This window comes from Ruegeria sp. YTSA219 (assembly GCF_059609985.1).
Genome location: NZ_JBXWMT010000006.1, coordinates 144,071 through 164,870 on the forward strand (window position 1 = coordinate 144,071; position 20,800 = coordinate 164,870).

24 protein-coding genes are annotated in these 20,800 nt (G+C 57.1%); 7 read left to right on the top strand and 17 right to left on the bottom strand.

Going from position 1 to position 20,800, the window contains the following annotated elements:
* The first annotated feature begins 92 nt into the window (after nucleotides 1-92).
* Nucleotides 93-1,481 carry a 30S ribosomal protein S12 methylthiotransferase RimO gene (gene rimO / locus AC2FFB_RS10820; RefSeq protein WP_496693870.1) on the top strand — a complete coding sequence of 463 codons (1,389 nt, stop codon included), beginning with the start codon at nucleotides 93-95 and terminating at the stop codon, nucleotides 1,479-1,481.
* Nucleotides 1,482-1,515: 34 nt separating this feature from the next.
* On the opposite strand, the gene AC2FFB_RS10825 is transcribed toward rimO, so the two are convergent.
* Together AC2FFB_RS10825 and AC2FFB_RS10830 are read right to left on the bottom strand one after the other, a co-directional pair.
* Entirely contained in the window at nucleotides 1,516-1,872 is a 357-nt protein-coding gene (locus tag AC2FFB_RS10825) for a diacylglycerol kinase (protein ID WP_496693871.1), read from the bottom strand.
* A gap of 131 nt (nucleotides 1,873-2,003) precedes the next feature.
* Nucleotides 2,004-2,192 carry a hypothetical protein gene (locus AC2FFB_RS10830; RefSeq protein WP_142636616.1) on the bottom strand — a complete coding sequence of 63 codons (189 nt, stop codon included), beginning with the start codon at nucleotides 2,190-2,192 and terminating at the stop codon, nucleotides 2,004-2,006.
* Nucleotides 2,193-2,418: 226 nt separating this feature from the next.
* Between AC2FFB_RS10830 and AC2FFB_RS10835 the strand changes: the two genes are divergently transcribed.
* The gene (locus tag AC2FFB_RS10835) at nucleotides 2,419-2,661 is read left to right on the top strand and encodes a CDGSH iron-sulfur domain-containing protein (protein ID WP_142636614.1); all 243 of its coding nucleotides are present in this window, start codon (nucleotides 2,419-2,421) and stop codon (nucleotides 2,659-2,661) included.
* Here the strand turns inward: AC2FFB_RS10835 and AC2FFB_RS10840 are convergent, their stop codons facing one another.
* The 5 genes from AC2FFB_RS10840 to AC2FFB_RS10860 form a co-directional block, all read right to left on the bottom strand.
* Complete coding sequence (locus AC2FFB_RS10840) at nucleotides 2,662-2,919, bottom strand: DUF6455 family protein (protein WP_271949278.1); 258 nt, start codon at nucleotides 2,917-2,919, stop codon at nucleotides 2,662-2,664. It abuts the gene before it with no gap.
* Nucleotides 2,916-3,188: a DUF6455 family protein gene (locus AC2FFB_RS10845; RefSeq protein WP_271949276.1), complete on the bottom strand. Its 273-nt coding sequence runs from the start codon at nucleotides 3,186-3,188 to the stop codon at nucleotides 2,916-2,918. The genes AC2FFB_RS10840 and AC2FFB_RS10845 overlap by 4 nt, the downstream gene beginning before the upstream one ends.
* A gap of 10 nt (nucleotides 3,189-3,198) precedes the next feature.
* A complete protein-coding gene (locus AC2FFB_RS10850) occupies nucleotides 3,199-3,456 on the bottom strand; it encodes a DUF6455 family protein (RefSeq protein ID WP_496693872.1) in 258 nt (85 codons plus the stop codon).
* A 64-nt stretch (nucleotides 3,457-3,520) separates the two neighbouring features.
* Entirely contained in the window at nucleotides 3,521-3,889 is a 369-nt protein-coding gene (locus tag AC2FFB_RS10855; protein WP_142636608.1) for a YigZ family protein, read from the bottom strand.
* On the bottom strand, nucleotides 3,886-4,593 hold the full coding sequence (locus tag AC2FFB_RS10860; RefSeq protein WP_271949271.1) for a M48 family metallopeptidase: 708 nt from the start codon (nucleotides 4,591-4,593) through the stop codon (nucleotides 3,886-3,888). The genes AC2FFB_RS10855 and AC2FFB_RS10860 overlap by 4 nt, the downstream gene beginning before the upstream one ends.
* A gap of 122 nt (nucleotides 4,594-4,715) precedes the next feature.
* Here AC2FFB_RS10860 and AC2FFB_RS10865 point away from each other — a divergent pair, with 122 nt between their 5' ends.
* A complete protein-coding gene (locus AC2FFB_RS10865; RefSeq protein ID WP_271949269.1) occupies nucleotides 4,716-4,961 on the top strand; it encodes a DUF8831 family protein in 246 nt (81 codons plus the stop codon).
* Here the strand turns inward: AC2FFB_RS10865 and AC2FFB_RS10870 are convergent.
* Nucleotides 4,952-5,227, bottom strand: coding sequence for a DUF167 domain-containing protein (locus AC2FFB_RS10870; RefSeq protein WP_281994966.1), 276 nt, complete (start codon nucleotides 5,225-5,227; stop codon nucleotides 4,952-4,954). The two genes, AC2FFB_RS10865 and AC2FFB_RS10870, sit on opposite strands and share 10 nt — an antisense overlap.
* 136 nt (nucleotides 5,228-5,363) lie before the next feature.
* Between AC2FFB_RS10870 and AC2FFB_RS10875 the strand changes: the two genes are divergently transcribed.
* Nucleotides 5,364-5,942: a nitroreductase family protein gene (locus AC2FFB_RS10875; RefSeq protein WP_496874897.1), complete on the top strand. Its 579-nt coding sequence runs from the start codon at nucleotides 5,364-5,366 to the stop codon at nucleotides 5,940-5,942.
* Nucleotides 5,939-6,637 (top strand): EI24 domain-containing protein, encoded by a 699-nt coding sequence (locus AC2FFB_RS10880; protein ID WP_282021506.1) that lies wholly within the window; start codon nucleotides 5,939-5,941, stop codon nucleotides 6,635-6,637. The genes AC2FFB_RS10875 and AC2FFB_RS10880 overlap by 4 nt, the downstream gene beginning before the upstream one ends.
* Nucleotides 6,638-6,640: 3 nt before the next feature.
* Here the strand turns inward: AC2FFB_RS10880 and AC2FFB_RS10885 are convergent, their stop codons facing one another.
* Complete coding sequence (locus AC2FFB_RS10885; RefSeq protein ID WP_496689574.1) at nucleotides 6,641-6,916, bottom strand: DUF1467 family protein; 276 nt, start codon at nucleotides 6,914-6,916, stop codon at nucleotides 6,641-6,643.
* A 17-nt stretch (nucleotides 6,917-6,933) separates the two neighbouring features.
* Nucleotides 6,934-7,338 carry a methylmalonyl-CoA epimerase gene (mce, locus tag AC2FFB_RS10890; RefSeq protein ID WP_281972677.1) on the bottom strand — a complete coding sequence of 135 codons (405 nt, stop codon included), beginning with the start codon at nucleotides 7,336-7,338 and terminating at the stop codon, nucleotides 6,934-6,936.
* Between the two features lie 134 nt (nucleotides 7,339-7,472).
* Here mce and AC2FFB_RS10895 point away from each other — a divergent pair, with 134 nt between their 5' ends.
* Nucleotides 7,473-8,189: a response regulator gene (locus AC2FFB_RS10895; RefSeq protein ID WP_496874898.1), complete on the top strand. Its 717-nt coding sequence runs from the start codon at nucleotides 7,473-7,475 to the stop codon at nucleotides 8,187-8,189.
* A gap of 194 nt (nucleotides 8,190-8,383) precedes the next feature.
* Here AC2FFB_RS10895 and aspS read toward each other — a convergent pair whose 3' ends face one another.
* The 4 genes from aspS to AC2FFB_RS10915 all read right to left on the bottom strand — a co-directional run bounded on the left by aspS (nucleotide 8,384) and on the right by AC2FFB_RS10915 (nucleotide 12,636).
* A complete protein-coding gene (gene aspS / locus AC2FFB_RS10900) occupies nucleotides 8,384-10,159 on the bottom strand; it encodes an aspartate--tRNA ligase (RefSeq protein WP_142636592.1) in 1,776 nt (591 codons plus the stop codon).
* 79 nt (nucleotides 10,160-10,238) lie between these two features.
* Entirely contained in the window at nucleotides 10,239-10,910 is a 672-nt protein-coding gene (locus AC2FFB_RS10905) for a CPBP family intramembrane glutamic endopeptidase (protein ID WP_496689569.1), read from the bottom strand.
* Nucleotides 10,907-11,554 carry an aminotransferase class IV family protein gene (locus AC2FFB_RS10910; protein ID WP_496689567.1) on the bottom strand — a complete coding sequence of 216 codons (648 nt, stop codon included), beginning with the start codon at nucleotides 11,552-11,554 and terminating at the stop codon, nucleotides 10,907-10,909. Before AC2FFB_RS10910 ends, AC2FFB_RS10905 begins: the two co-directional genes overlap by 4 nt.
* Nucleotides 11,509-12,636 (bottom strand): aminodeoxychorismate synthase component I, encoded by a 1,128-nt coding sequence (locus tag AC2FFB_RS10915; protein WP_496689565.1) that lies wholly within the window; start codon nucleotides 12,634-12,636, stop codon nucleotides 11,509-11,511. The genes AC2FFB_RS10910 and AC2FFB_RS10915 overlap by 46 nt, the downstream gene beginning before the upstream one ends.
* A gap of 177 nt (nucleotides 12,637-12,813) precedes the next feature.
* On the opposite strand from AC2FFB_RS10915, the gene carB reads away from it, so the two are divergent.
* Nucleotides 12,814-16,158, top strand: a complete 3,345-nt coding sequence (gene carB / locus AC2FFB_RS10920; protein ID WP_271949249.1) for a carbamoyl-phosphate synthase large subunit — start codon at nucleotides 12,814-12,816, stop codon at nucleotides 16,156-16,158.
* Nucleotides 16,159-16,218: 60 nt separating this feature from the next.
* On the opposite strand, the gene AC2FFB_RS10925 is transcribed toward carB, so the two are convergent.
* The 3 genes from AC2FFB_RS10925 to AC2FFB_RS10935 are packed head-to-tail and all read right to left on the bottom strand — an operon-like array spanning nucleotide 16,219 to nucleotide 20,782.
* Nucleotides 16,219-19,269, bottom strand: coding sequence for an efflux RND transporter permease subunit (locus tag AC2FFB_RS10925; RefSeq protein WP_496874899.1), 3,051 nt, complete (start codon nucleotides 19,267-19,269; stop codon nucleotides 16,219-16,221).
* Nucleotides 19,270-19,280: 11 nt separating this feature from the next.
* Nucleotides 19,281-20,318, bottom strand: a complete 1,038-nt coding sequence (locus AC2FFB_RS10930) for an efflux RND transporter periplasmic adaptor subunit (RefSeq protein ID WP_496874900.1) — start codon at nucleotides 20,316-20,318, stop codon at nucleotides 19,281-19,283.
* The gene (locus AC2FFB_RS10935; protein WP_496708115.1) at nucleotides 20,315-20,782 is read right to left on the bottom strand and encodes a MarR family winged helix-turn-helix transcriptional regulator; all 468 of its coding nucleotides are present in this window, start codon (nucleotides 20,780-20,782) and stop codon (nucleotides 20,315-20,317) included. Before AC2FFB_RS10935 ends, AC2FFB_RS10930 begins: the two co-directional genes overlap by 4 nt.
* Nucleotides 20,783-20,800: the final 18 nt, after the last annotated feature.

Here is a 20,800-nt window from a genome sequence, read left to right on the forward strand (position 1 = left end):
TGCTCTCCGACTTATTTGGCACGCTATAAAAAGATCATTCAAAGACGGCAGCGCATTTGCAAGGGGAAGCTTTCCCCACTATATGCCGCGCCATGACCACAAACCCGCCAAACCTCCGCCCCGACCTGGCACCTGCTGCCCGGATCACTGATACACCACGTCCGAACCAGCCGACCATCGGCATGGTATCGCTGGGTTGCCCCAAGGCTTTGGTCGACAGCGAGCGGATTCTGACGCGCCTGAGGGCCGAAGGATACGGCATCTCGCCGGACTATTCAGGCGCGGATGCCGTGATTGTGAATACCTGCGGATTTCTGGACAGCGCCAAGGCGGAGTCTCTGGATGCCATCGGCGAGGCTTTGGTGGAAAACGGCAAGGTTATCGTAACCGGATGCCTGGGGGCCGAACCCGATTACATCCGCGAGCATCACCCCCGTATCATGGCCGTCACCGGACCACATCAGTACGAGCAGGTGCTGGACGCGGTACACAAGGCCGTGCCGCCTGATCCCGACCCTTTCGTGGATCTGCTGCCTGCGGCCAACGTTCAACTGACGCCGCGCCACTATAGCTATCTCAAGATATCCGAGGGCTGTAACCACAAATGCAAGTTCTGCATCATCCCGGACATGCGCGGCAAACTGGCCAGCCGTCCGGCGCATGCTGTTCTGCGCGAGGCGGAAAAGCTGGTCGATAACGGTGTGCGCGAATTGCTCGTGATCTCTCAGGACACGTCGGCCTATGGGTTGGACCGGAAGTATGACGTGAATCCCTGGAAAGACCGTGAGGTCCGCAGCCATATCACCGATCTGGCGCGTGAATTGGGTCAGTTGGATGCCTGGATTCGTCTGCACTATGTATATCCCTACCCGCATGTACGTGAACTGATCCCGCTGATGGCGGATCCGGGCAGCAACGTGCTGCCCTATCTGGATATCCCTTTTCAACACGCACATCCGGATGTTTTGAAACGAATGGCCCGCCCCGCTGCAGCTGCCAGAACATTGGACGAGATCGCCGCCTGGCGCGCGACCTGTCCTGACATCACTCTGCGATCCACCTTTATCGTGGGCTATCCCGGCGAGACCGAGGCTGAGTTCCAGACCCTTCTGGACTGGATGGACGAGGCGCAACTGGATCGCGTCGGCTGCTTTCAGTACGAGAACGTCGAAGGAGCCCGATCCAACGACCTACCTGACCATGTGCCCGCCGATGTCAAACAAGACCGATGGGAAAGGTTCATGGAAAAGGCTCAGGCGATTTCCGGGGCCAAACTGGCCGCCAAGGTCGGCCATACCCTGCATGTCATCGTGGATGATATCGACGATGAGGCCGCGACCTGTCGCACCACCGCAGATGCGCCCGAGATCGACGGCAATCTGTTCATCGACGAGGGGTTTGAGGCCCTGAAGCCGGGCGACATTGTCTCGGTCGAGGTGGACGAGGCCGGGGAATATGATCTATGGGGCAAGCTGCGCTAACCACACGTAACTGAATTGACCGACCCAGCGGCAGTCAGAAAAGGCTCAACAGCCCGATTACCCAGGCCAATCCGCCAGCCAAAGCAGTCAGTGCCACCGCAGCGCTGGCGGCGTCTTTGGCTTGCCCGGCCAATAGATTGTGTTCGGTCGAAGTATGATCCACCGCCCGTTCGATCGCCGTGTTGAACAGTTCGGCCACCAGAACCAACAGACCGATCACCAGTATCAGAGCCCGAACGCCATCGCTCAGGGGCAGCCACAGGGCCAGACCCGCAGAAACAAGATTAGCGCAGACCCAAGCGCGGAACGAGTATTCACCGTGCCAAGTGGCAGCCAATCCCTGCCTGCTCCAGCGGATGCGGTCCTTTAGATGGGCGACAAGTTTTCTCATGCGACCTCGGTAATTCAATAGGTCAAACAGAAACCCGAACACCGTATGACAGGCAATAAAAAAGCCACCCATAGGGCGGCTTTTTTGTTCGATTGTGCGGGCGGCCATGTCGGAATCCGCCCGCGAAAATCTTATTGAGCAGTCGGATTACATACGGTCTGACCTGCTTCGGTCGTCGCCAGATCTGTCCCTGCCGGGCAGCTCGGCGTGCCGTATTTGTCATAATCTGGGGTAATGTATACCGGTGTCGGCTCTTCCTGTTGCGAGCAAGCAGCCAGAACCAGGGCAAACGCACTAACGGCAGCAAATTTGAGTTTCATGTCCGTCATTCCTCTAGTTAATTTCTGTTATTGCCCTGAACATGGGGCCGACTTCACAATACGGTGTGGTTGGTAATTTTGCAATAAAATCAACAGCGCGTTTGCGAAAGCAGGCAAAACCATGCCGGGGGGATTGCCTATGGAATGGGTGCCGCGTGGCAGCTACTGCTTTCGGCACATCTGTTCAGGCGATAGACTGGGGAAAGTCAGCGAACGGAGAAACCAGATGCCAGAAGGTCCAGTCATTGCGCAAAAAGCGCCCTATCCAATCGAAGTAACCGAAGGAAAAAGCTATTTCTGGTGCTCGTGCGGCCGGTCCAATCGGCAGCCATTTTGTGATGGATCTCACAAAGGAACCGGCTTTGAACCGGTCAAGTTCACGGCTGATACCAGCAAGAAACTGTTCTTCTGCGGCTGTAAAAACTGCGCTAACCCACCGTTTTGCGACGGGACACATTCCAAGATCTGATCACTTCAGCCGGTTGAAAACCTGGCTATTTACGCAGAACCCGGGCGCTGAACGGGGATCAGATTGCTGCGCCGCCAGCCATATCGTGCATTTCTCGTGACAGTCCGAGGCCCGGCAACGCGTTACCATCTCGGCGTATTCATCCGGGCTCAACCGCCCGTCGGACATGGCTTCGGTCAACGAGATCTTAAGGCATCGGGCAACGGATCGAGTTAGCCAAAAGTGCTTTTCCACGTCGCCCAGTACAGCGTGTTTCATCCCAATTCCTGCATTTGTATTACTTTCAACGCGGCGAATTGATGTTTGTTCGGGCAGGTTTGCGGTGCTCCTGCAACATCTGGATGTCTTTCCATCCAATCCGGGCAGGCAGCCGCCCAGCCACATCCCTGACACAGGCGGATCATTTCAGCCCAGTCTTCCTGACTTAGCCGACCTTTATTGTGGGCCCGCACAATATCCGTACCTGTCGCTTGCCCCATCCTCAACACAAGGCGCAAATGGGTCATGAGGTGTCCAAGGCGCGGCATTGCGGCCCCCCTAAGGGATCAACTTGCTTAACAAATCTTGGTTCCGGCAATATTCGGGTGTCTGCGTTGCCAGAACCGGTTGATTCAAAAATGATTGGCAATGGCCCGGGTTCGGGCAATCGGTGCATCGCAGAACCGCATCGGTAATCTGATCCACCGATATATGTCCAGCGATTGCAGATTCCTGCAGATCCACCCCCAGCTTGCCAGCCATACGGTCAACAAGACCAGCATGATGCCTAAGCGTTTCGCGATCGGGCATTGGCATTCCTTTCCGTTTCGCTTTGTCCGATCAGACTAGCAATACGAAACAGCCCAAGCCTTGACGCAGGTCAAAGTCCCAATTCCAGTTCGTCCAGATAAGCCCGTGTTGCATCCTGAACCCGGCGAAATCGATCACCGCCCAGCTTTTTTCCGCCATACCATCGAGTGACAATGACGATATGACCGCTCAGTTCGGCCCTTTCCAGCATGCGCAGAATCACCATTCCGGCACCGCTTTCCCCGTCATCCGCCTTGAGCGCACCAGTAGGCAGGATTGCGGCCCAGGTATTGTGCGTGGCCTTGGCATAGCTTTTGTCAGATTTCAGGTCCTGCAGGACAGCTGCCACCTCGTCACGGGAACTGACCAAAGCGCCGGACACCGCATATTTCGATCCGCGGTCCGTCAAGACAACCCCCAACCGTTTCAGTCCCGTCATTGTGTCAGCCCAAGCTGCCGCGAGGTTTCCAAAACAATTTCGACGCGCTGAGCATTCGGTGGATGGGTGCCTAGAAAACGATCGCCCGGGTCAGGAATTCGGGCAAAATAGCGGGCTCCTAACAAGGGATTATAACCTGCCCGGTGCGTGATGATCGTTCCCAACCGGTCCGCTTCCAGTTCAAAGTCCTTGACATAAATCTGGGCACCCACCTGCGCGCCCAGCTTCTGCGCCTGTTCAAGATCGGCGTCATTTGCCCCCGCTATGCGTGCAAGCTCGCCAAAAATCGCGGCACTTTCCCGTGAGTTTTCGGACTGGCGGGGAATATGGCGCAGGATGTGATGAGCAGATTCATGCCCCATCACAAAGGCCAGTTCATCGGCGTTTTCCACCGATTGAATCATCGCGCGGGTGAAGATTATGACTGGTTGATTGTCGTCATCCAAGGTTTGAAAAGCATTTGCTGGTGCGCGAGGGTTCAGATCAACCACGATCGAAAAATCGCAGTTGCTGACATTACTGCGCCGCTTGCACTCTGCGCGCGCCACATCCCCGACCCTTTGACTGATTTCGCGAAAGGTCAGCACATCGACCTGAAAATCAGTTGAAGGTTGTTGCCATTCCTCTACCGGCTGAACGCGTAACGAACCGGTGTCACAGGCCGACAGAACCAGACCAAATATCATCAAGATCAGGCGACGCATACTATTTCCTTTGGTCCGGTCATGCCTTTTCGTCGAACATAGCCCGACACAAGGCGGTTCGCCACCGGACGATTTCCCAAGAACGGGTTGCATTGCAATGTTCCGCCCGGCAAGCTGGACACATGTTTTCGATTGAGCATGAATTCGACTCGACGGTCATAACCCTGGTGGACGAAGGCGAAAAGCCTTTGAACGAGGATGTGGTTATTAACAATTTTGCAGAATGCGTAACGCTGGAACAACTGGATCCGCGCACTGACCAGGTTCAGAAGATTACGCTTTCGCCCGAACAGGTTCGTGATCTGGCTGCGGCACTGGATCTGCCCGAAGGTGTTTACCAAATTCGCGAAACCCCCGATCAGGCCTGACACACAAAGACTTTCTCGCGCGATGTCTGGCCGCGCTTCAGGATCAGTGCGGACGGAGCAACCCCCAGCGCCACCGCCAGAAGCTCACGTGTGGCTTCATTTGCCCTGCCGTTTTCGGGCGGTGCAGTGATATATATTCTGATCGTTCCGTCCCGAACCAAAATCCTGTCTGCTGCGGCTTTCGGGGTAACCCTGACCGCAATCTCAGCATTCGGTGCAACACGGTCGCTCAGGTCTGGAAGATTTCTTAGTTTCGGTTTTCCCATTGGCACCTTCTGTTAACAAAGACCCTTGCACGGTTGGGCGGGGAATGAAATTGATCCAACTGGTCCAGCCGATTGCACTTGAAACTCGCCAGACGTTCAACCAGATACAGACAGCCTATGTAAAGGAAGTTAACATATGTCCTTGAAGAATCCGGCCGCTTTTGAGTTTCTGCAGAACCGTCGATCGCGCCCAGCCAAAACGTTGATTGAACCAGCCCCCGACCGTGAGCAGCTGATGCCCCTGCTGACCGCAGCAGCCCGCAGCCCGGATCACGGAAAACTGGAACCCTGGCGGTTCATCGTGCTTGAAAAAGGCGCAATGGGGCGCCTGTCAGGGCTAACGCAGGAATGCGGTGAGGCGCTTGGCAAATCCCCTCAAGACATTGAAAAAGCGCGCGGGCAGTTCGATTTAGGCCATCTCGCCGTCGCTGTGATCGAGGTTCAGAAGCCTTCGGAAAAGATTCCAGCCATCGAGCAGACCTATTCTGCCGGGGCTGTTTGCCTTGCTTTGCTGAACGCTGCTTTGACCGCAGGATGGGGCGCGAATTGGTTGTCTGGCTGGCAAACCCACGATCCGGAATTCTGTCGCAAGGCGTTTGAATTGCAGGATAACGAACGGGTTGCCGGTCTGATCCATATCGCGACCGAGGGCTCGACCCCGCCCGAACGCCCCCGCCCGGATGTTGATGCCCTGACCGAATGGGTCACAGAATGATCATCCTCAACGCCTTTTTTTCAGCGCTTGGTCAGATCGGAGACCCGAAATTCCGCGGGGTTCTGCTGCGAGGTATCGGCCTGACCATCCTGATGCTGATCGCAGCCTGCGCCGGTGCAATTTGGCTGATCAACCGGCTGTCAGGGGACGAGATATCGCTCCCATTCATTGGTGCAGTTCCCTGGCTGAATGACGTCCTCAGCTATTCCGGCATTTTCCTGGTGCTGATCCTGCCAGTGTTTCTGATGATTCCCGTCGCCTCAGCCATCACGTCTGTGTTTCTGGACGATGTCGCGCAAGCTGTAGAGGACAGGCATTATCCGAGCCTGCCCGCGGTTCCACGCATCCCGATAGGCGATGCGATCACTGACGCGCTTGGCTTTATGGGCGTGTTGATCCTGGCCAACCTTCTGGCGCTGATCCTTTATGCGATCTTCACGCCACTGGCCCCGTTTATCTTTTGGGCGATGAACGGATTTCTGCTGGGGCGTGAGTATTTTACGCTGGCAGCCATGCGCCGTATCGGGCGTGAGGGCGCGCGAAAACTGCGGGCACAACATTCGTCAACAATTTGGCTTGCGGGCACATTGATGGCCATCCCACTGTCTATTCCGCTGGTGAACCTTGTGATCCCGATTATCGGAGCTGCTACATTCACGCATATCTTTCATAAGCTGTCAGGGCCAACGCCCTGACGCCTAGTTTCGCGGCTCCATTTGATTTAGCCAATCGAAATCCCGTACCGAAATCACGCCCGAAATAATAATCCCTGCAATGATAGCCCAGAGCATGACCGACACCCCGGTGGTGATCCATAGCTTTTTCTTCATGTGATGCACTTCCGGGGCCCCTGAATGGGTGCCGGGAACGACCTCGCCCAAATCACCCTGGGTCTTGATGCGGATCGGCAGAATCACCAAAAGCGTCATGAACCAGATGACGGCAAACAGAACCAGTCCTGCAGTGATCGTCATGTGTACACCTCCGGTGTTTATACTTGTTCCAACTCGACCAGACAGCCGTTGAAATCTTTGGGATGCAGGAAAAGAACCGGTTTCCCGTGCGCGCCGATCTTGGGTTCACCGCTACCCAGCACCCGGGCGCCGGTTTCTTTCAGGTGATCACGCGCGGCAATGATATCCTCCACCTCATAGCAGACATGATGGATTCCGCCGGCGGGGTTCTTCTCTAGAAAACCGTTGATCGGGCTGTCATCGCCCAAAGGATAAAGCAACTCGATCTTGGTGTTGGGCAATTCAATGAACACCACAGTAACGCCGTGATCAGGTTCATCCTGCGGCGTGCCAACCTTGGCACCTAAAGCGCTGCGGTACTGTTCAGACGCCGCCATAAGATCAGGGACGGCAATGGCAACGTGGTTTAAGCGGCCAATCATGGAACTCTCCTACCTTCTGAGTTGCAGCGGTTATGGGGACAGATCAGGCAAAGGACAAGTGCGCCAAATTGCCGTTAACCCCGTGTTAGCCAGAAGTTCCTAGCGTGAAGCATCTGCTGAATAGGAGTTCTGCCATGGACGATTCGAGCCCCTTCACCGCACCCGCACAGCCAACGGCCACGCGGCCGCTGCTGGGACAAACCATTTTGGTTGTTGAAGACAGCCGCTATGCCTGCGACGCTATCCGGTTAATGTGTTTGCATTCGGGTGCGCGGATCAGGCGGGCCGATTGCCTGAAGTCCGCCCGGCGCCATCTTCAGATCTATCGACCTTCGGTGATCTTGGTGGATATGGGGCTGCCAGATGGCTCTGGTGCTGATCTGATTGCCGAATTGGCCATGACTACGCCCCGGATCGGAGCGATCCTGGGCATGTCAGGCGACGACAATTCAGAAACCCTTGCGACAGAGGTTGGCGCGGACGGGTTTCTTGCCAAACCGCTTAACTCACTGTCCTATTTCCAGTCGTCTATTCTGAATTTTCTACCTGAAGACCGCCGCCCCTGCACACTCCACGCCGTTCAGGATGAGGTGATATGCCCCGATCCTATGGCCTATCAGGACGACATGGCACATATCGCAGATGTTCTGGCCGGACCGAATGACCATCGGTCACTGGACTATGCGGCCCAATTCCTGCGCGGCGTTGCCCGTGATGCGGAAGATACGGTTCTGGCCGAAGCCGCCCAGCAGTTGGCAGCCTCACGCGCCGCAGGTATGCCCATCACCGCTCTGACAGCCCAGGTTGCGGGAATAGTGCAGGCCCGTCTGGAACAGCGCGAGGCTATCTGAAGTGACAACCGCATATCTAATTACCGCATCGCTCCTTTGTTTGTGGGCATACAGACAGACACGCGTCAGCGCGCGTGACATTCGGAACAGCCGCGAGAGGAAAAAGGACCATTTCCTGTAAACCCGCTAACAGCGAATTGGGAATGGGTTGAAAACAGAAAAAACCGCCACAGGCGACTGTGGCGGGTTTTCTATCAGTCCTGAGGGATAATCCGCAGGCCCAACTCCATCAGCTGGTCCGAGGCCGGGTCGGACGGTGCCTGCATCATCAGATCCTCGGCACGCTGGTTCATCGGGAACATCATGACTTCGCGGATATTGGCTTCATCGGCCAAAAGCATCACGATCCGGTCGATACCAGCTGCACAGCCACCGTGCGGCGGGGCGCCATAGTGGAAGGCGTTGAACAGCGCGCCAAAGCGGGATTTCACCTCATCCGCGCCGTAGCCAGCCAGCTCAAAAGCCTTCAGCATGATCTCGGGCTTGTGGTTCCGGATCGCGCCCGAGACCAGCTCGTATCCGTTACAGGCCAGGTCATATTGATAACCGCGCACGTCCAGAGGATTGCCGTTCAGCGCCTCCATCCCGCCCTGCGGCATCGAGAAGGGGTTGTGTTCAAAGTCGATCGCACCGGTTTCTTCGTCTTGCTCATAGATCGGGAAATCGACGATCCAGGCAAAGGCAAAGCGGTCTTTCTCGGTCAGGTTCAGTTCATCACCGATCACATCGCGCGCCCTGCCGGCCACCTTTTCAAAGGCTTTCGGTTTGCCGCCCAGGAAGAACGCAGCGTCTCCGACGCCCAGACCCAACTGCTGGCGGATCGCCTCGGTCCGTTCAGGGCCAATGTTTTTGGCCAGTGGACCAGCGGCCTCCATCCCTTCACCCTGATCGCGCCAGAAGATATAGCCCATACCGGGCAGACCCTCTTTCTGGGCAAAGGCGTTCATGCGATCGCAGAACTTGCGGCTGCCGCCTGTGGGCGCTGGTATGGCGCGAATTTCGGTGCCATCCTGCTCCAACAGCTTCGCGAAAATCGCGAAGCCAGACCCGCGGAAGTGGTCGGAGACCACTTGCATTTTAATAGGATTCCGCAGGTCGGGCTTGTCGCTGCCATACCACAGGGCCGCGTCCTTGTAGGAAATCTGCGGCCAGTCCTGATCGACTTTACGGCCGCCGCCGAACTCTTCGAACACGCCGGTCAGAACGGGCTGAATCGTGTCGAATACGTCTTGCTGCTCAACAAACGACATCTCAAGGTCAAGCTGGTAGAAATCGGTGGGTGAGCGGTCGGCACGCGGATCTTCGTCGCGGAAACAGGGCGCAATCTGGAAATACTTGTCGAAGCCCGATACCATGATCAGCTGTTTGAACTGCTGTGGGGCCTGCGGCAGCGCGTAGAACTTGCCCGGGTGCAAACGCGACGGCACAAGGAAGTCACGCGCGCCTTCAGGCGACGATGCGGTGATAATCGGCGTCTGATACTCGCGGAAGCCCTGATCCCACATCCGGCGGCGCATCGAGGCAACAACGTCCGAGCGCAAGGTCATATTCTGCTGCATCACTTCGCGGCGCAGGTCCAGATAGCGATAGCGCAGGCGCGTTTCCTCAGGGTATTCCTGATCGCCGAACACCATCAGCGGCAGCTCGTCAGCGGCGCCCAGTACTTCCAACTCGCGCACGTAAACTTCGATCTCGCCCGTGGGCAATTTCGCGTTCACCAGATCGGCGGCGCGCGCTTTGACTGTGCCATCGATACGGATACACCATTCCGAGCGGACTTTTTCCAGTTCGGCGAATGCCGCGCTGTCGCCGTCGCACAAAACCTGTGTGACGCCGAAATGATCGCGAAGGTCGATGAATAGAACGCCGCCGTGATCTCGGACCCGATGCACCCAGCCAGACAGGCGAACGGTTTCACCGACATTGGCGGCGGTCAGAGCGGCGCAGGTGTGGCTGCGATAGGCGTGCATGGATCATATCCCTTCGGGCGCAGAATTGGTCGGGCCGATACACCGCGTCAGACTGGGAAAGTCAAGGCAAGTCGCACCGTCAAAACGGCCTTTGCACGTTGCCTGAGTAGAAATAGATGCCCAGACCCACCGCAAAGATGATGTTCCCCGCGATGGCATGCAGCAGAACCGCATAGAAAAACGATCCGCGTTTGCGATAGGCCCAGGTGAACAGCAACCCTCCGGCAAATGTCATCAGAGCTACGATCCAGCTCCAATACATCAAATGCGCAAGCGAGAAGAGCGATGCATTCAGCAGATAAGCTGTGCGTCCATTGGGCAGGATCGCGTGGTAACGACGAAAGAACAGCGACCGGAACAGCAGCTCTTGCGGCAGGGCGGAAACGAATGGGTAAAACACCCAAATCATCGCCAGCAGCTCGGGTTGGTTGTGCAACAGGAAAAAGGCAGCTTCGGGACGGGTCAGTCGTACTAGCGCAACACAAAACAGTGTCATTCCCACAGCAAAGCCGGCGACTTCGGGCCAGGACCAGTTGCGCCAGTTATATCGCAATTCAGCCCAAGCAAATCCGTGCGTGAAATGCAACAACACGATCCCGATGGCCGTAAAGGTAAACAGCGATGGAAACATCCAGTTTGGCGGGAAAAGTACGGCGATCAGCACAGGTATGGCGACGAAGAACAAACCGAATTCCAGTCGCAACCAACGGGAAGATGCTGCGGCTTCAGCCCAATCGGTTTGCCTGTTCACAGTACCGCCAATTCTGCCCAGATCAGGCCTCGCAAGGAATTGCCCATCCAGAACCTTTCCGCGCTTTGCAGGTTGGTCATGGTCAGCACCGCCTCGCTGACTTTATTATTTTCCAGCAAGTCTTCGCGCAAGATCCCGGGAAGCAAACCGGAGGACAAGGGCGGCGTCAGGCAACGACCATCGGGCATGCCCAGAAAGATGTTAGTGATGGTGCCCTCGCACACTTCGTCACGCTCATTCAGAAACAGCCACTCATCTACGCCCTCGGGCAGTGCCGCCCGGGCCCGGTCATAAACATCGCGCTGCGTCGTCTTGTGCTGCAACCAGATATCAGAGGCGGCAAGCCTCGTATTGGAAACTGCGACCCGCCAGACGGACGGGTTATCCGCCAGTGCACCAGTTGTCACGCCAAACCCGCCACTGATGTCCATCGTCAATCGACAGCGCAACGAGATTGAACCCGCAACTTGGTCAAGCGTTGCAATCGCGCGCCCTGCATCGAAAGGAAGCCCCAATGCCCGTGCCGAACGCTCCATCCGGGCCAGATGTTTTCCAACACGCACAAACCCGCTCTCTGGCCGGAATGCCAGCGTTTCGATCAGACGGAAGTCAGGGTCAGCTGGTGGGCGAAACGTGCCTTCCATAGCGCTTCCTCATATTCGGATGGGGCAGTGCTGTCCCAAACGACGCCCCCACCCACATTCAGCGTGGCCTTGTTGCCGTCGACCATCAGCGTGCGAATAGCCACGTTGAACTCGGATCGCCCGTCTGGCGCGGCCCAACCGATAGCACCACAATAGATATCGCGTGGCCAGGGTTCGAGATCGGTCAAGATCTCCATCGCGCGAATTTTGGGCGCGCCTGTGATCGAGCCGCAGGGAAATAACGCGTTTAGGATATCGGAAAGTTCTGCCCCAAGATGCAGCTGTGCCTGCACCAGCGAGATCATCTGATGCACGGTTGCATATGTTTCGACCTTGAACAGCTCGGGCACCTTCACCGACCCCGGCAAAGCGACGCGGCTGATATCATTGCGCAGAAGGTCGACGATCATGAGGTTTTCGGCGCGGTTCTTGTCGTCAACCGACAGGAAATCGCGGCGGCGCGCATCCTCGGCCATGTCTTCGCTGCGCGGCTGCGTGCCCTTCATCGGGCGGGTTTCGATCATCCGATCAGCATCGGTGCGAAAGAACAGCTCGGGCGAACGGCTGAGCAGATCGGGCAGACCATCCTGCAGCACCAACGCCCCGTGACCAACGGGCTGGCCTGCTGCCAGTGCGGCATAAAGCGCGGCGCTGTCGCCTTGGACCGTCAGATCAATGGGGAACGTCAGGTTGGCCTGATAGATATCCCCGGCCCCGATCGCATCGTGGACCAGCTGAAAGGCGCGTGCATATCTTGCCTCGTCCCAGCGCGGTGTGAATTCGGCAACACCGCCTAGGGGTGCGGGCAGATCGGCCTGGCCTGGCGCATCATAGGCGCCGAAACACAGCAGTGGCAGGCGGCGGTCAGTAGGCATCCGGACCAACAGGCGGGGTTCCAACGCATATCCAAGCTCATAGCTTGCATAACCGGCCAGCCAGGCCCCATCCGCGCGTGCCTCATCCAGCGCCGCCAAAGCCTGTGGCACGTCTTCCGCTTTGTCTGCGCGGATCACCCGGTCTGGCCGTTCGAAATAAGTTCCCGATCCGGCCGGCCCCTGATCAAAACGAATACGCACGTGCATCCTCATTTGTCGTGCTGCGCGGTATAGACAATACGGCGGTAAGGGAAAGAGGGGAAAGCGGCAATTTCGCCCCTGTTTCCGATACCTCTTGAACCTTTTGGCGCGGTCCCTATAACGCAGAACAATTTGGGCACGCGGGCGGTGCCCTGACTCGCAGTTAACCGAAGGAAACAGGCTATGCCGAGAAGAACCGACATCCAGTCGATCATGATCATCGGGGCGGGCCCCATTGTCATCGGTCAGGCCTGCGAATTCGACTATTCAGGCGCACAGGCCTGTAAAGCCCTGCGCGAAGAAGGATACCGGGTCATTCTGGTAAACTCAAACCCGGCGACAATCATGACCGATCCCGGTCTGGCTGATGCCACTTATATCGAGCCGATCACGCCCGAAGTTGTCGCCAAGATCATCGAGAAGGAACGCCCCGACGCCTTGTTGCCCACAATGGGTGGGCAGACCGGACTGAACACCTCACTTGCACTGGAAGAGATGGGCGTACTGGACGAGTTCGGTGTCGAGATGATCGGTGCGACCCGCGACGCCATCGAAATGGCCGAAGACCGCAAACTATTCCGCGAAGCGATGGATCGGCTGGGCATCGAAAACCCCAAGGCCACCATTGTTACCGCCCCCAAGCGCGACGACGGCTCCACCGATCTTGATGCTGGCGTCCAGATTGCCTTGGGCGATCTGGAAGACATCGGCCTGCCTGCCATCATTCGCCCCGCCTTTACCATGGGCGGCACCGGCGGCGGTGTGGCTTATAACCGCGAGGATTATATTCACTTCTGCCGCTCGGGCATGGATGCCTCGCCGGTAAACCAAATCCTCGTCGATGAGAGCCTGCTGGGTTGGAAAGAGTATGAGATGGAGGTGGTACGCGACACGGCCGACAACGCCATCATCGTCTGTTCCATTGAGAATATCGACCCGATGGGTGTGCATACCGGCGACTCGATCACCGTGGCCCCTGCCCTGACACTGACCGACAAAGAATACCAGATCATGCGCAACGGCTCCATCGCCGTTCTGCGCGAGATTGGGGTCGAGACCGGCGGTTCGAACGTACAATGGGCGATCAACCCCGAAGACGGCCGAATGGTCGTGATCGAGATGAACCCCCGCGTGTCGCGTTCGTCCGCGCTGGCGTCCAAGGCGACCGGGTTCCCGATTGCGAAGATCGCGGCCAAACTGGCTGTTGGCTATACGCTGGACGAACTGGACAATGACATCACCAAGGTCACGCCCGCCTCCTTCGAGCCAACCATCGACTATGTCGTGACAAAAATTCCGAAATTTGCGTTCGAAAAGTTCCCCGGCTCTGAACCTTACCTGACCACGGCGATGAAATCGGTGGGTGAGGCCATGTCCATTGGCCGCACGATCCACGAATCGATGCAAAAGGCGCTGGCCTCGATGGAATCCGGCCTGACTGGCTTTGATGAAGTGGAAATCCCCGGCCTGAACGTTGGTGTCTGGGACGAGGTCAGTGACAAAGTCGCGGTGATCAAAGCGATCAGCAAGCAAACCCCCGACCGTCTGCGCACCATCGCGCAGGCCATGCGTCACGGTTTGACCGATGATGAGATTTTTGGTGTCACCAAATTTGACCCTTGGTTCCTGGCCCGCATCCGCGAGATCATCGAGGCCGAGCGTCAGTTGCGCAAAGACGGCCTGCCGGTGACCGAAGAAGGCATCCGCAGGCTGAAAATGCTTGGCTTTACCGATGCGCGCTTGGGCAACCTGACAGGCCGTGACGAAGGCAATGTACGCCGCGCCCGCCGCAATCTGGGTGTTAACGCAGTGTTCAAACGCATCGACACTTGCGCTGCCGAGTTTGAGGCGCAGACGCCCTATATGTACTCGACCTACGAAGCCCCTATGATGGGTGATGTTGAGTGCGAGGCACGCCCGAGCGATCGCAAAAAGGTCGTCATCCTTGGCGGCGGCCCGAACCGGATCGGTCAGGGGATCGAGTTTGACTATTGCTGCTGTCACGCCTGTTTCGCACTGACTGAAGCGGGCTATGAAACTATCATGATAAACTGCAACCCCGAGACCGTGTCGACCGACTACGACACCTCGGATCGGTTGTATTTCGAGCCTCTGACCTTCGAGCACGTGATGGAAATCCTGACGAAGGAACAAGAAAACGGCACGTTGCACGGAGTAATCGTGCAGTTCGGCGGTCAGACCCCGCTGAAACTGGCAAATGCGCTGGAAGAGGAAGGCATCCCGATCCTCGGCACCACGCCAGACGCCATCGATCTGGCCGAAGACCGTGAACGCTTCCAGGCGCTAGTCAACGATCTGGGCCTGAAACAGCCCAATAACGGCATTGCCTCGACCGACGAGCAGGCGCTGAAAATCGCCGAGGATATCGGCTTTCCGCTAGTGATCCGCCCGTCCTATGTACTGGGTGGCCGCGCGATGGAAATCGTGCGCGATATGGACCAGCTGCGGCGCTATATCAACGAGGCCGTGGTGGTCTCGGGCGACAGCCCCGTGCTGCTGGACAGCTATTTGGCGGGCGCGGTTGAACTGGATGTCGACGCCCTGTGCGACGGCACGGACGTACATGTCGCAGGCATCATGCAGCATATCGAAGAGGCTGGCGTGCATTCGGGCGATAGCGCCTGTTCGCTGCCGCCCTACTCGCTGTCGAAAGAGGTGATTAGCCGGATCAAGGATCAGACTTTCAAGCTGGCCAAGGCGTTGAACGTTGTCGGCCTAATGAATGTACAATTTGCGATCAAGGATGACGATATCTACCTGATCGAAGTCAACCCGCGCGCCTCACGCACCGTGCCATTTGTGGCCAAAGCCACGGACAGCGCCATTGCCTCCATCGCCGCGCGTGTGATGGCCGGCGAGAAGCTCGCGGATTTCCCGTTGCGCCCGGCTTACAAGACCGTGGACGACACCAAGATCGCCGACCAGATGACACTGGCAGACCCGGATATGCCGTGGTTCTCGGTGAAAGAGGCGGTGCTGCCCTTCGCCCGGTTCCCCGGCGTCGACACTATTCTGGGGCCTGAGATGCGCTCGACCGGAGAAGTCATGGGCTGGGACCGCGACTTCCCCCGCGCCTTCCTCAAAGCACAGATGGGTGCGGGAATGGTGCTGCCATCCTCGGGACGTGCGTTTATTTCGATCAAGGATGCCGACAAGACGCCTGCCATGCTTGAGGCCGCACAGGTTCTGGCCGCACAGGGCTTTGCCCTTGTCGCCACCCGCGGAACGCAAAGCTGGCTGGCCGAGCACGGTATTGCCTGTGATCTGGTCAACAAGGTCTACGAAGGTCGCCCCGACGTGGCTGACATGCTTAAAGATGGTCAGGTACAGTTGGTGATGAATACCACCGAAGGTGCACAGGCGGTCGAGGACAGCAAGGCCATCCGGTCCATCGCGCTCTATGACAAGATCCCATATTTCACCACCGCCGCCGCCAGCCACGCTGCCGCGTTGGCGATAAAGGCGCAGGCCGAAGGTGATGTCGAGGTCAGGTCCCTGCAAGGCTGACCTTCTCCCACTACACCAGAATAAAGCAAAACCCCCGGTCCATGACCGGGGGTTTTTCATTTAGACAACCGGCTGCGGTGGTTTCTTGCGCCGTTCCTCCGGCAGGAAGAACACCATGTAGAACACGGGGGCCGCCACCATGGTAAGGACCGTGGCAAAGGCCAGACCACCCATGATGGTCACCGCCATCGACCTGAAGAACGCATCCGTCAACAACGGAGCCATACCCAAAATCGTCGTGATTGCGGCCAGCATCACCGGGCGCAAACGCGAGACCGAAGCCTCGATGATCGATTCACGCAGCCCCTGCCCGGTTGCACGTACCAAATCGATCTCTTCGACCAAAACGATACCATTCTTGATCAGCATTCCCGATAGGCTAAGCAGTCCCAGTAGCGCCGTAAATGTGAACGGCAGACCCGTGCCCAGCAGACCGATCACCACTCCGTTTACCGACATCGGAACCAACAGCCAGATAATGATCGGCTGACGAATGGCGTTGAATATCAGCACCGAAATCAGAACCATGATCAACAGGCTCAACGGCAACTGACGACCCAGGCTTTTATTTGCATCGCCAGCATTCTCGAACTCTCCACCCCATTCCAGTCGATAGCCCGCTGGCAGCTCCATGCTTTCGATGGCTGTGCGGACTTCGGAATGAACCTGCGCAGCTGTCAAATCCGGCGGGATGTCGGCCCCTACCGTAATGGTCAGCACACGATCCCGGCGATGAACCAGCGTATTGAGTGCCTTATATTCGAACCTGTCGACCATCTGCTCGATCGGCACGAATTTCTGCGACTGGTCCGAGAATACAACCTGATCCACGATCGAATAATCCCCGTCCACCGGGCGGCGCAAGATGATCGGAATCAGGCGGTCGCGTTCGCGGAACACACCACCAGTGATCCCATCGGTCGAGAATTGCAGAGTCGCCGCGATATCTTCGCGCGACACCCCTGCGGTCTGCGCCCGTTCGGTCGCATAAATTGGCTGGACAGCCAGCCCTTGTTCGCGCCAGTCGTGATAGACGTTCAGCGCATTGGGCGAGGCCGCGCGCATCGTCTGCACAGCCTCATTCGCAAGTTGCCGAAGCACCGCCGGATCGCTTCCCGAGAAACGGGCCTGAATTGGATCACCGCCGCCAGGACCAAAGACCAGCCGCTTGGTGCGGAACTTGCCTTCGGGGAACTGCGCCGAGCCAAACGCCTCGAGATCCGCCCGCAAAGCCGGAATGTCATCCAAGGTTTCCGTCCGGATGATCATGTGACCGTAGCTGGGGTTCGGTTTTTCCGAAGAGTAGGTCAACAAAAAACGAGTTGCTCCTTGCCCAACAAATGTCGTGACAGATACCACATCGTCCCGATCCGCCAGCCAGTTTTCGAAAACAGCCATATCCTCGGCGGTGCGCGCAATGGGTGTGCCCTGCGGCAGGTTGTAATGCACGAAAAACAGCGGCGTATTCGAGTCTGGAAAGAACTGTTGTTTGACCAAACCAAATCCTGCGAAACAGACCACGGTAATGCCCACCAGCATTGCAATCACCATCCAACGGAACCGCAGCGCCCAGTTTAGGATCGCGCCATAAACACGGAACATGATCCCGCCATAGGCATCAATTTCACCTTCTTTGCCCTGCTTGAAGAAATAGTGCCCAAGCATCGGAGTCACCGTCAGCGCCAGGGTCCAGCTCAGCAGCAGCGATATCCCGATAACAGCAAATAGCGAAAACAAGAACTCGCCCGTCGCATCAGGGCTAAGACCAATCCCGGCAAAAGCCATGATGCCAATCACCGTTGCTCCCAACAGCGGGATTTGCGTTTTGGCCGCAGCCTCATCCGCCGCATCGCGCGAATTCTTGCCGCGCAGCATTGCAATCTGCATTCCTTCGGCCACCACAATGGCGTTGTCCACCAACATACCCATCGCGATGATCAAAGCGCCCAACGAAATTCGTTCCATCTCGATCGAGAACAATGCCATGAACAACAACGTGCCAACCACGGTCAGCAACAGAGTTGTTCCCACAACCAAAGCCGCGCGCCAACCCATGAACAAGGCCAAAACCGCAACAACAATAGAGACCGACAGCGCGAGGTTCACCAGAAAGTCGTTCGATGCCCGCTCAACAACGACGTGCTGCTGGTAAATCGGCAGGATTTCGACACCATAGGGGATCTGAGAATCCAACTCGGCAAATTTCGCGTCAGCACGCTTGCCGACCTCAACGATATTATCAGTCGAAAGCCCAGCGATACCCAGAGTGAAAGCTTCGGTCCCGTTGAACCGGATGATGACATTAGGATCGGTTAGGCGACCACGATGTACATTCGACATATCGAACAGGTTGATAACCTGGCCCTGCGATCCAACAGAAAGGCCAGCAATGGCGGAAACCGTATCGGACCCTTCGGCGGTTAATATTGCGGTCCGGCCATCTTCTGATCGCAATGACCCCGACGAGTTTACCGAGTCCGCATTTGTAATCGCGTCGGTAAGCGCCTGCAGAGGCACGTTCTGGTTCACCGAAATAGACAGGTCGGGTTCGATAAAGATCGCCTCTTGCGGCAGGCCCATCACCTCGACATCCGCGACACCGTCAACCGTCAGTAGTTCGCGCCGAAGAAATGTGGAAAGCTCATGTTTTTCAGCGTCCGAGAAGCCCTCGGCCGTGACCGCATAAAACAAACCAAACACATCGCCAAACCCGTCATTGACCAGCGGTTCACCCACCCCCGATGGCAGCTCCCGTGAGGCGTCACGGACCTTGGCGCGCAATTTGGTCCAGATCTCCGGTAGCTCGGTCCCATCATAGGCTGAGTTAATCTCGACCTCGATCAGCGAAAAACCGGGCTGGTTCACTGATGTGATTGTCTTGACCTCGCCCATCTGCTGGATAGCGGATTCCAGTGGCTCTGAAACCTCCAGCGCCACTTGTTCAGCCGTTGCCCCCGGATACTGGGTTGCGATGACGGCGTTTTTGATTGTGAAGGCTGGATCTTCCAGACGGCCAAGCGACAGAAATCCCCAGATGCCGCCGAACAAGGCGATCAGGATGACCAGCCATGTATAGATAGGGCGATCAATGGATGCGCGTGCGATGTTCATCAATCCGCCCCTTAGTTGGCAAGACCGGTAAAGCGGCGCACCACCTGACCGTCAATCAAAACGTCGCCGCCGGCGACAACGATTTCTTCCCCGTCACTTAGGCCGCCCAGTACGTTGACATCACCAGTTTCCGTGGGCTCGATGGTAACGGGGATGCGGCGCAGTGTCCCTTGGTCAGCCCCGGTCGGAGAAAACACCATTACGCCCAGCGCCCCTTCGACATCGGCCACAATGGCTGTAGGCGGAACAAAGATCCCCCGTTTCTGGTCCTTGACCCGAACAGTCACAGTAGCCGACGAACCAGGCAGAATTTGCAGCCCTTCAGGCGGTGTCAGGCCAAATTGGATGCGGAAGGTTTGACCGACACTTGAAGATTCGGCGTCGAATTCGCGGATCTGAAGCGGGAAGACTTCGTCGCTCACCGGAAATTTCGCGGTGATGGTGATGTCATCCTGCTGGCCCGACCGTTGAAACAAAATTTCGGGTACGTCGACCTCAATCCGAAGTTCGGACATATCATGGATGCGCACGATCGGGGTACCTGCGGAAACAGTGGTAAAGGCCTCGACCGCCCGGCTGGACACCAGCGCGTTAAACGGTGCCGTCAATGTCGCCTGTTCCAGGTCGTATAGCGCGTCACGCACAGCGATATCAGCCAGTTGCGCCGCAGTCTCAGAGTCGTCCACAGCCACTTGGCTGGCCGCAGTTCCCCGCAGCCGAGACAGGCGGGCCAGGGTCCGATCCGCCTGATCTTTCTGCAGAACGGCACGATCATAGCGGCGCTGGAACGGCTCGCGATCCAGCTCGGCGATCAGCTCACCCTTGGGGATGACAAATCCTTCAGCCACTGGCATTTCAATGATCTGTCCAGCCACCTGAAAGGCCAGATCAACCGTTTGCCGCGCAGCGACGCGACCAAAGAACTGACGTGTGAACCCAGGTGTGGTTTCCTTTACCACCATCAGCTTTACCGGCTTGGCAGCTTCTTCAGCCATGATTGAGCTGGAGAGAATGGTCAGGGCCACGCCCAAAGCAGAGATCAGTTTCATTTCTTCAGTCCCTCGGGAATTCCAGTTTTCAGTATGTTTTCCCGGATCTTCCGGGCCAGTCTTGCGAATTCTGCCGTTTCATCTTTGGTCAGTCCGGACGCGCGCTGAAACAGGGCGCCCGCTTGGGCCACAAGCATCTGGCGTGTTTCTGTGCCTTTTTCGGTCAAAACCAAAAGCCATGCCCGGCGGTCCTCAGGGTCGCGTTCGCGCCTCAGATAGCCCGCTTTTTCCAAGGCATCGGCGGTCGACGTGATTGTCGAAGGAACTGACAGCATGTCAGCCGCTAAAACGCCCATGCGCCTGGGCTGATCCAATTTGATCACCATATGGCATTCCTGATGGCTCAGCTCTATTTCGATGGCATCGAAGCTCTCCTCGAGCTTCCAATAGAGCGCATACACACCCATCATCGCCTGCATCTCGGGGCTTAAGCGATGCAACAGAGTGTTATGATCATGGGCCATGGGATGATTCCTTGCAGA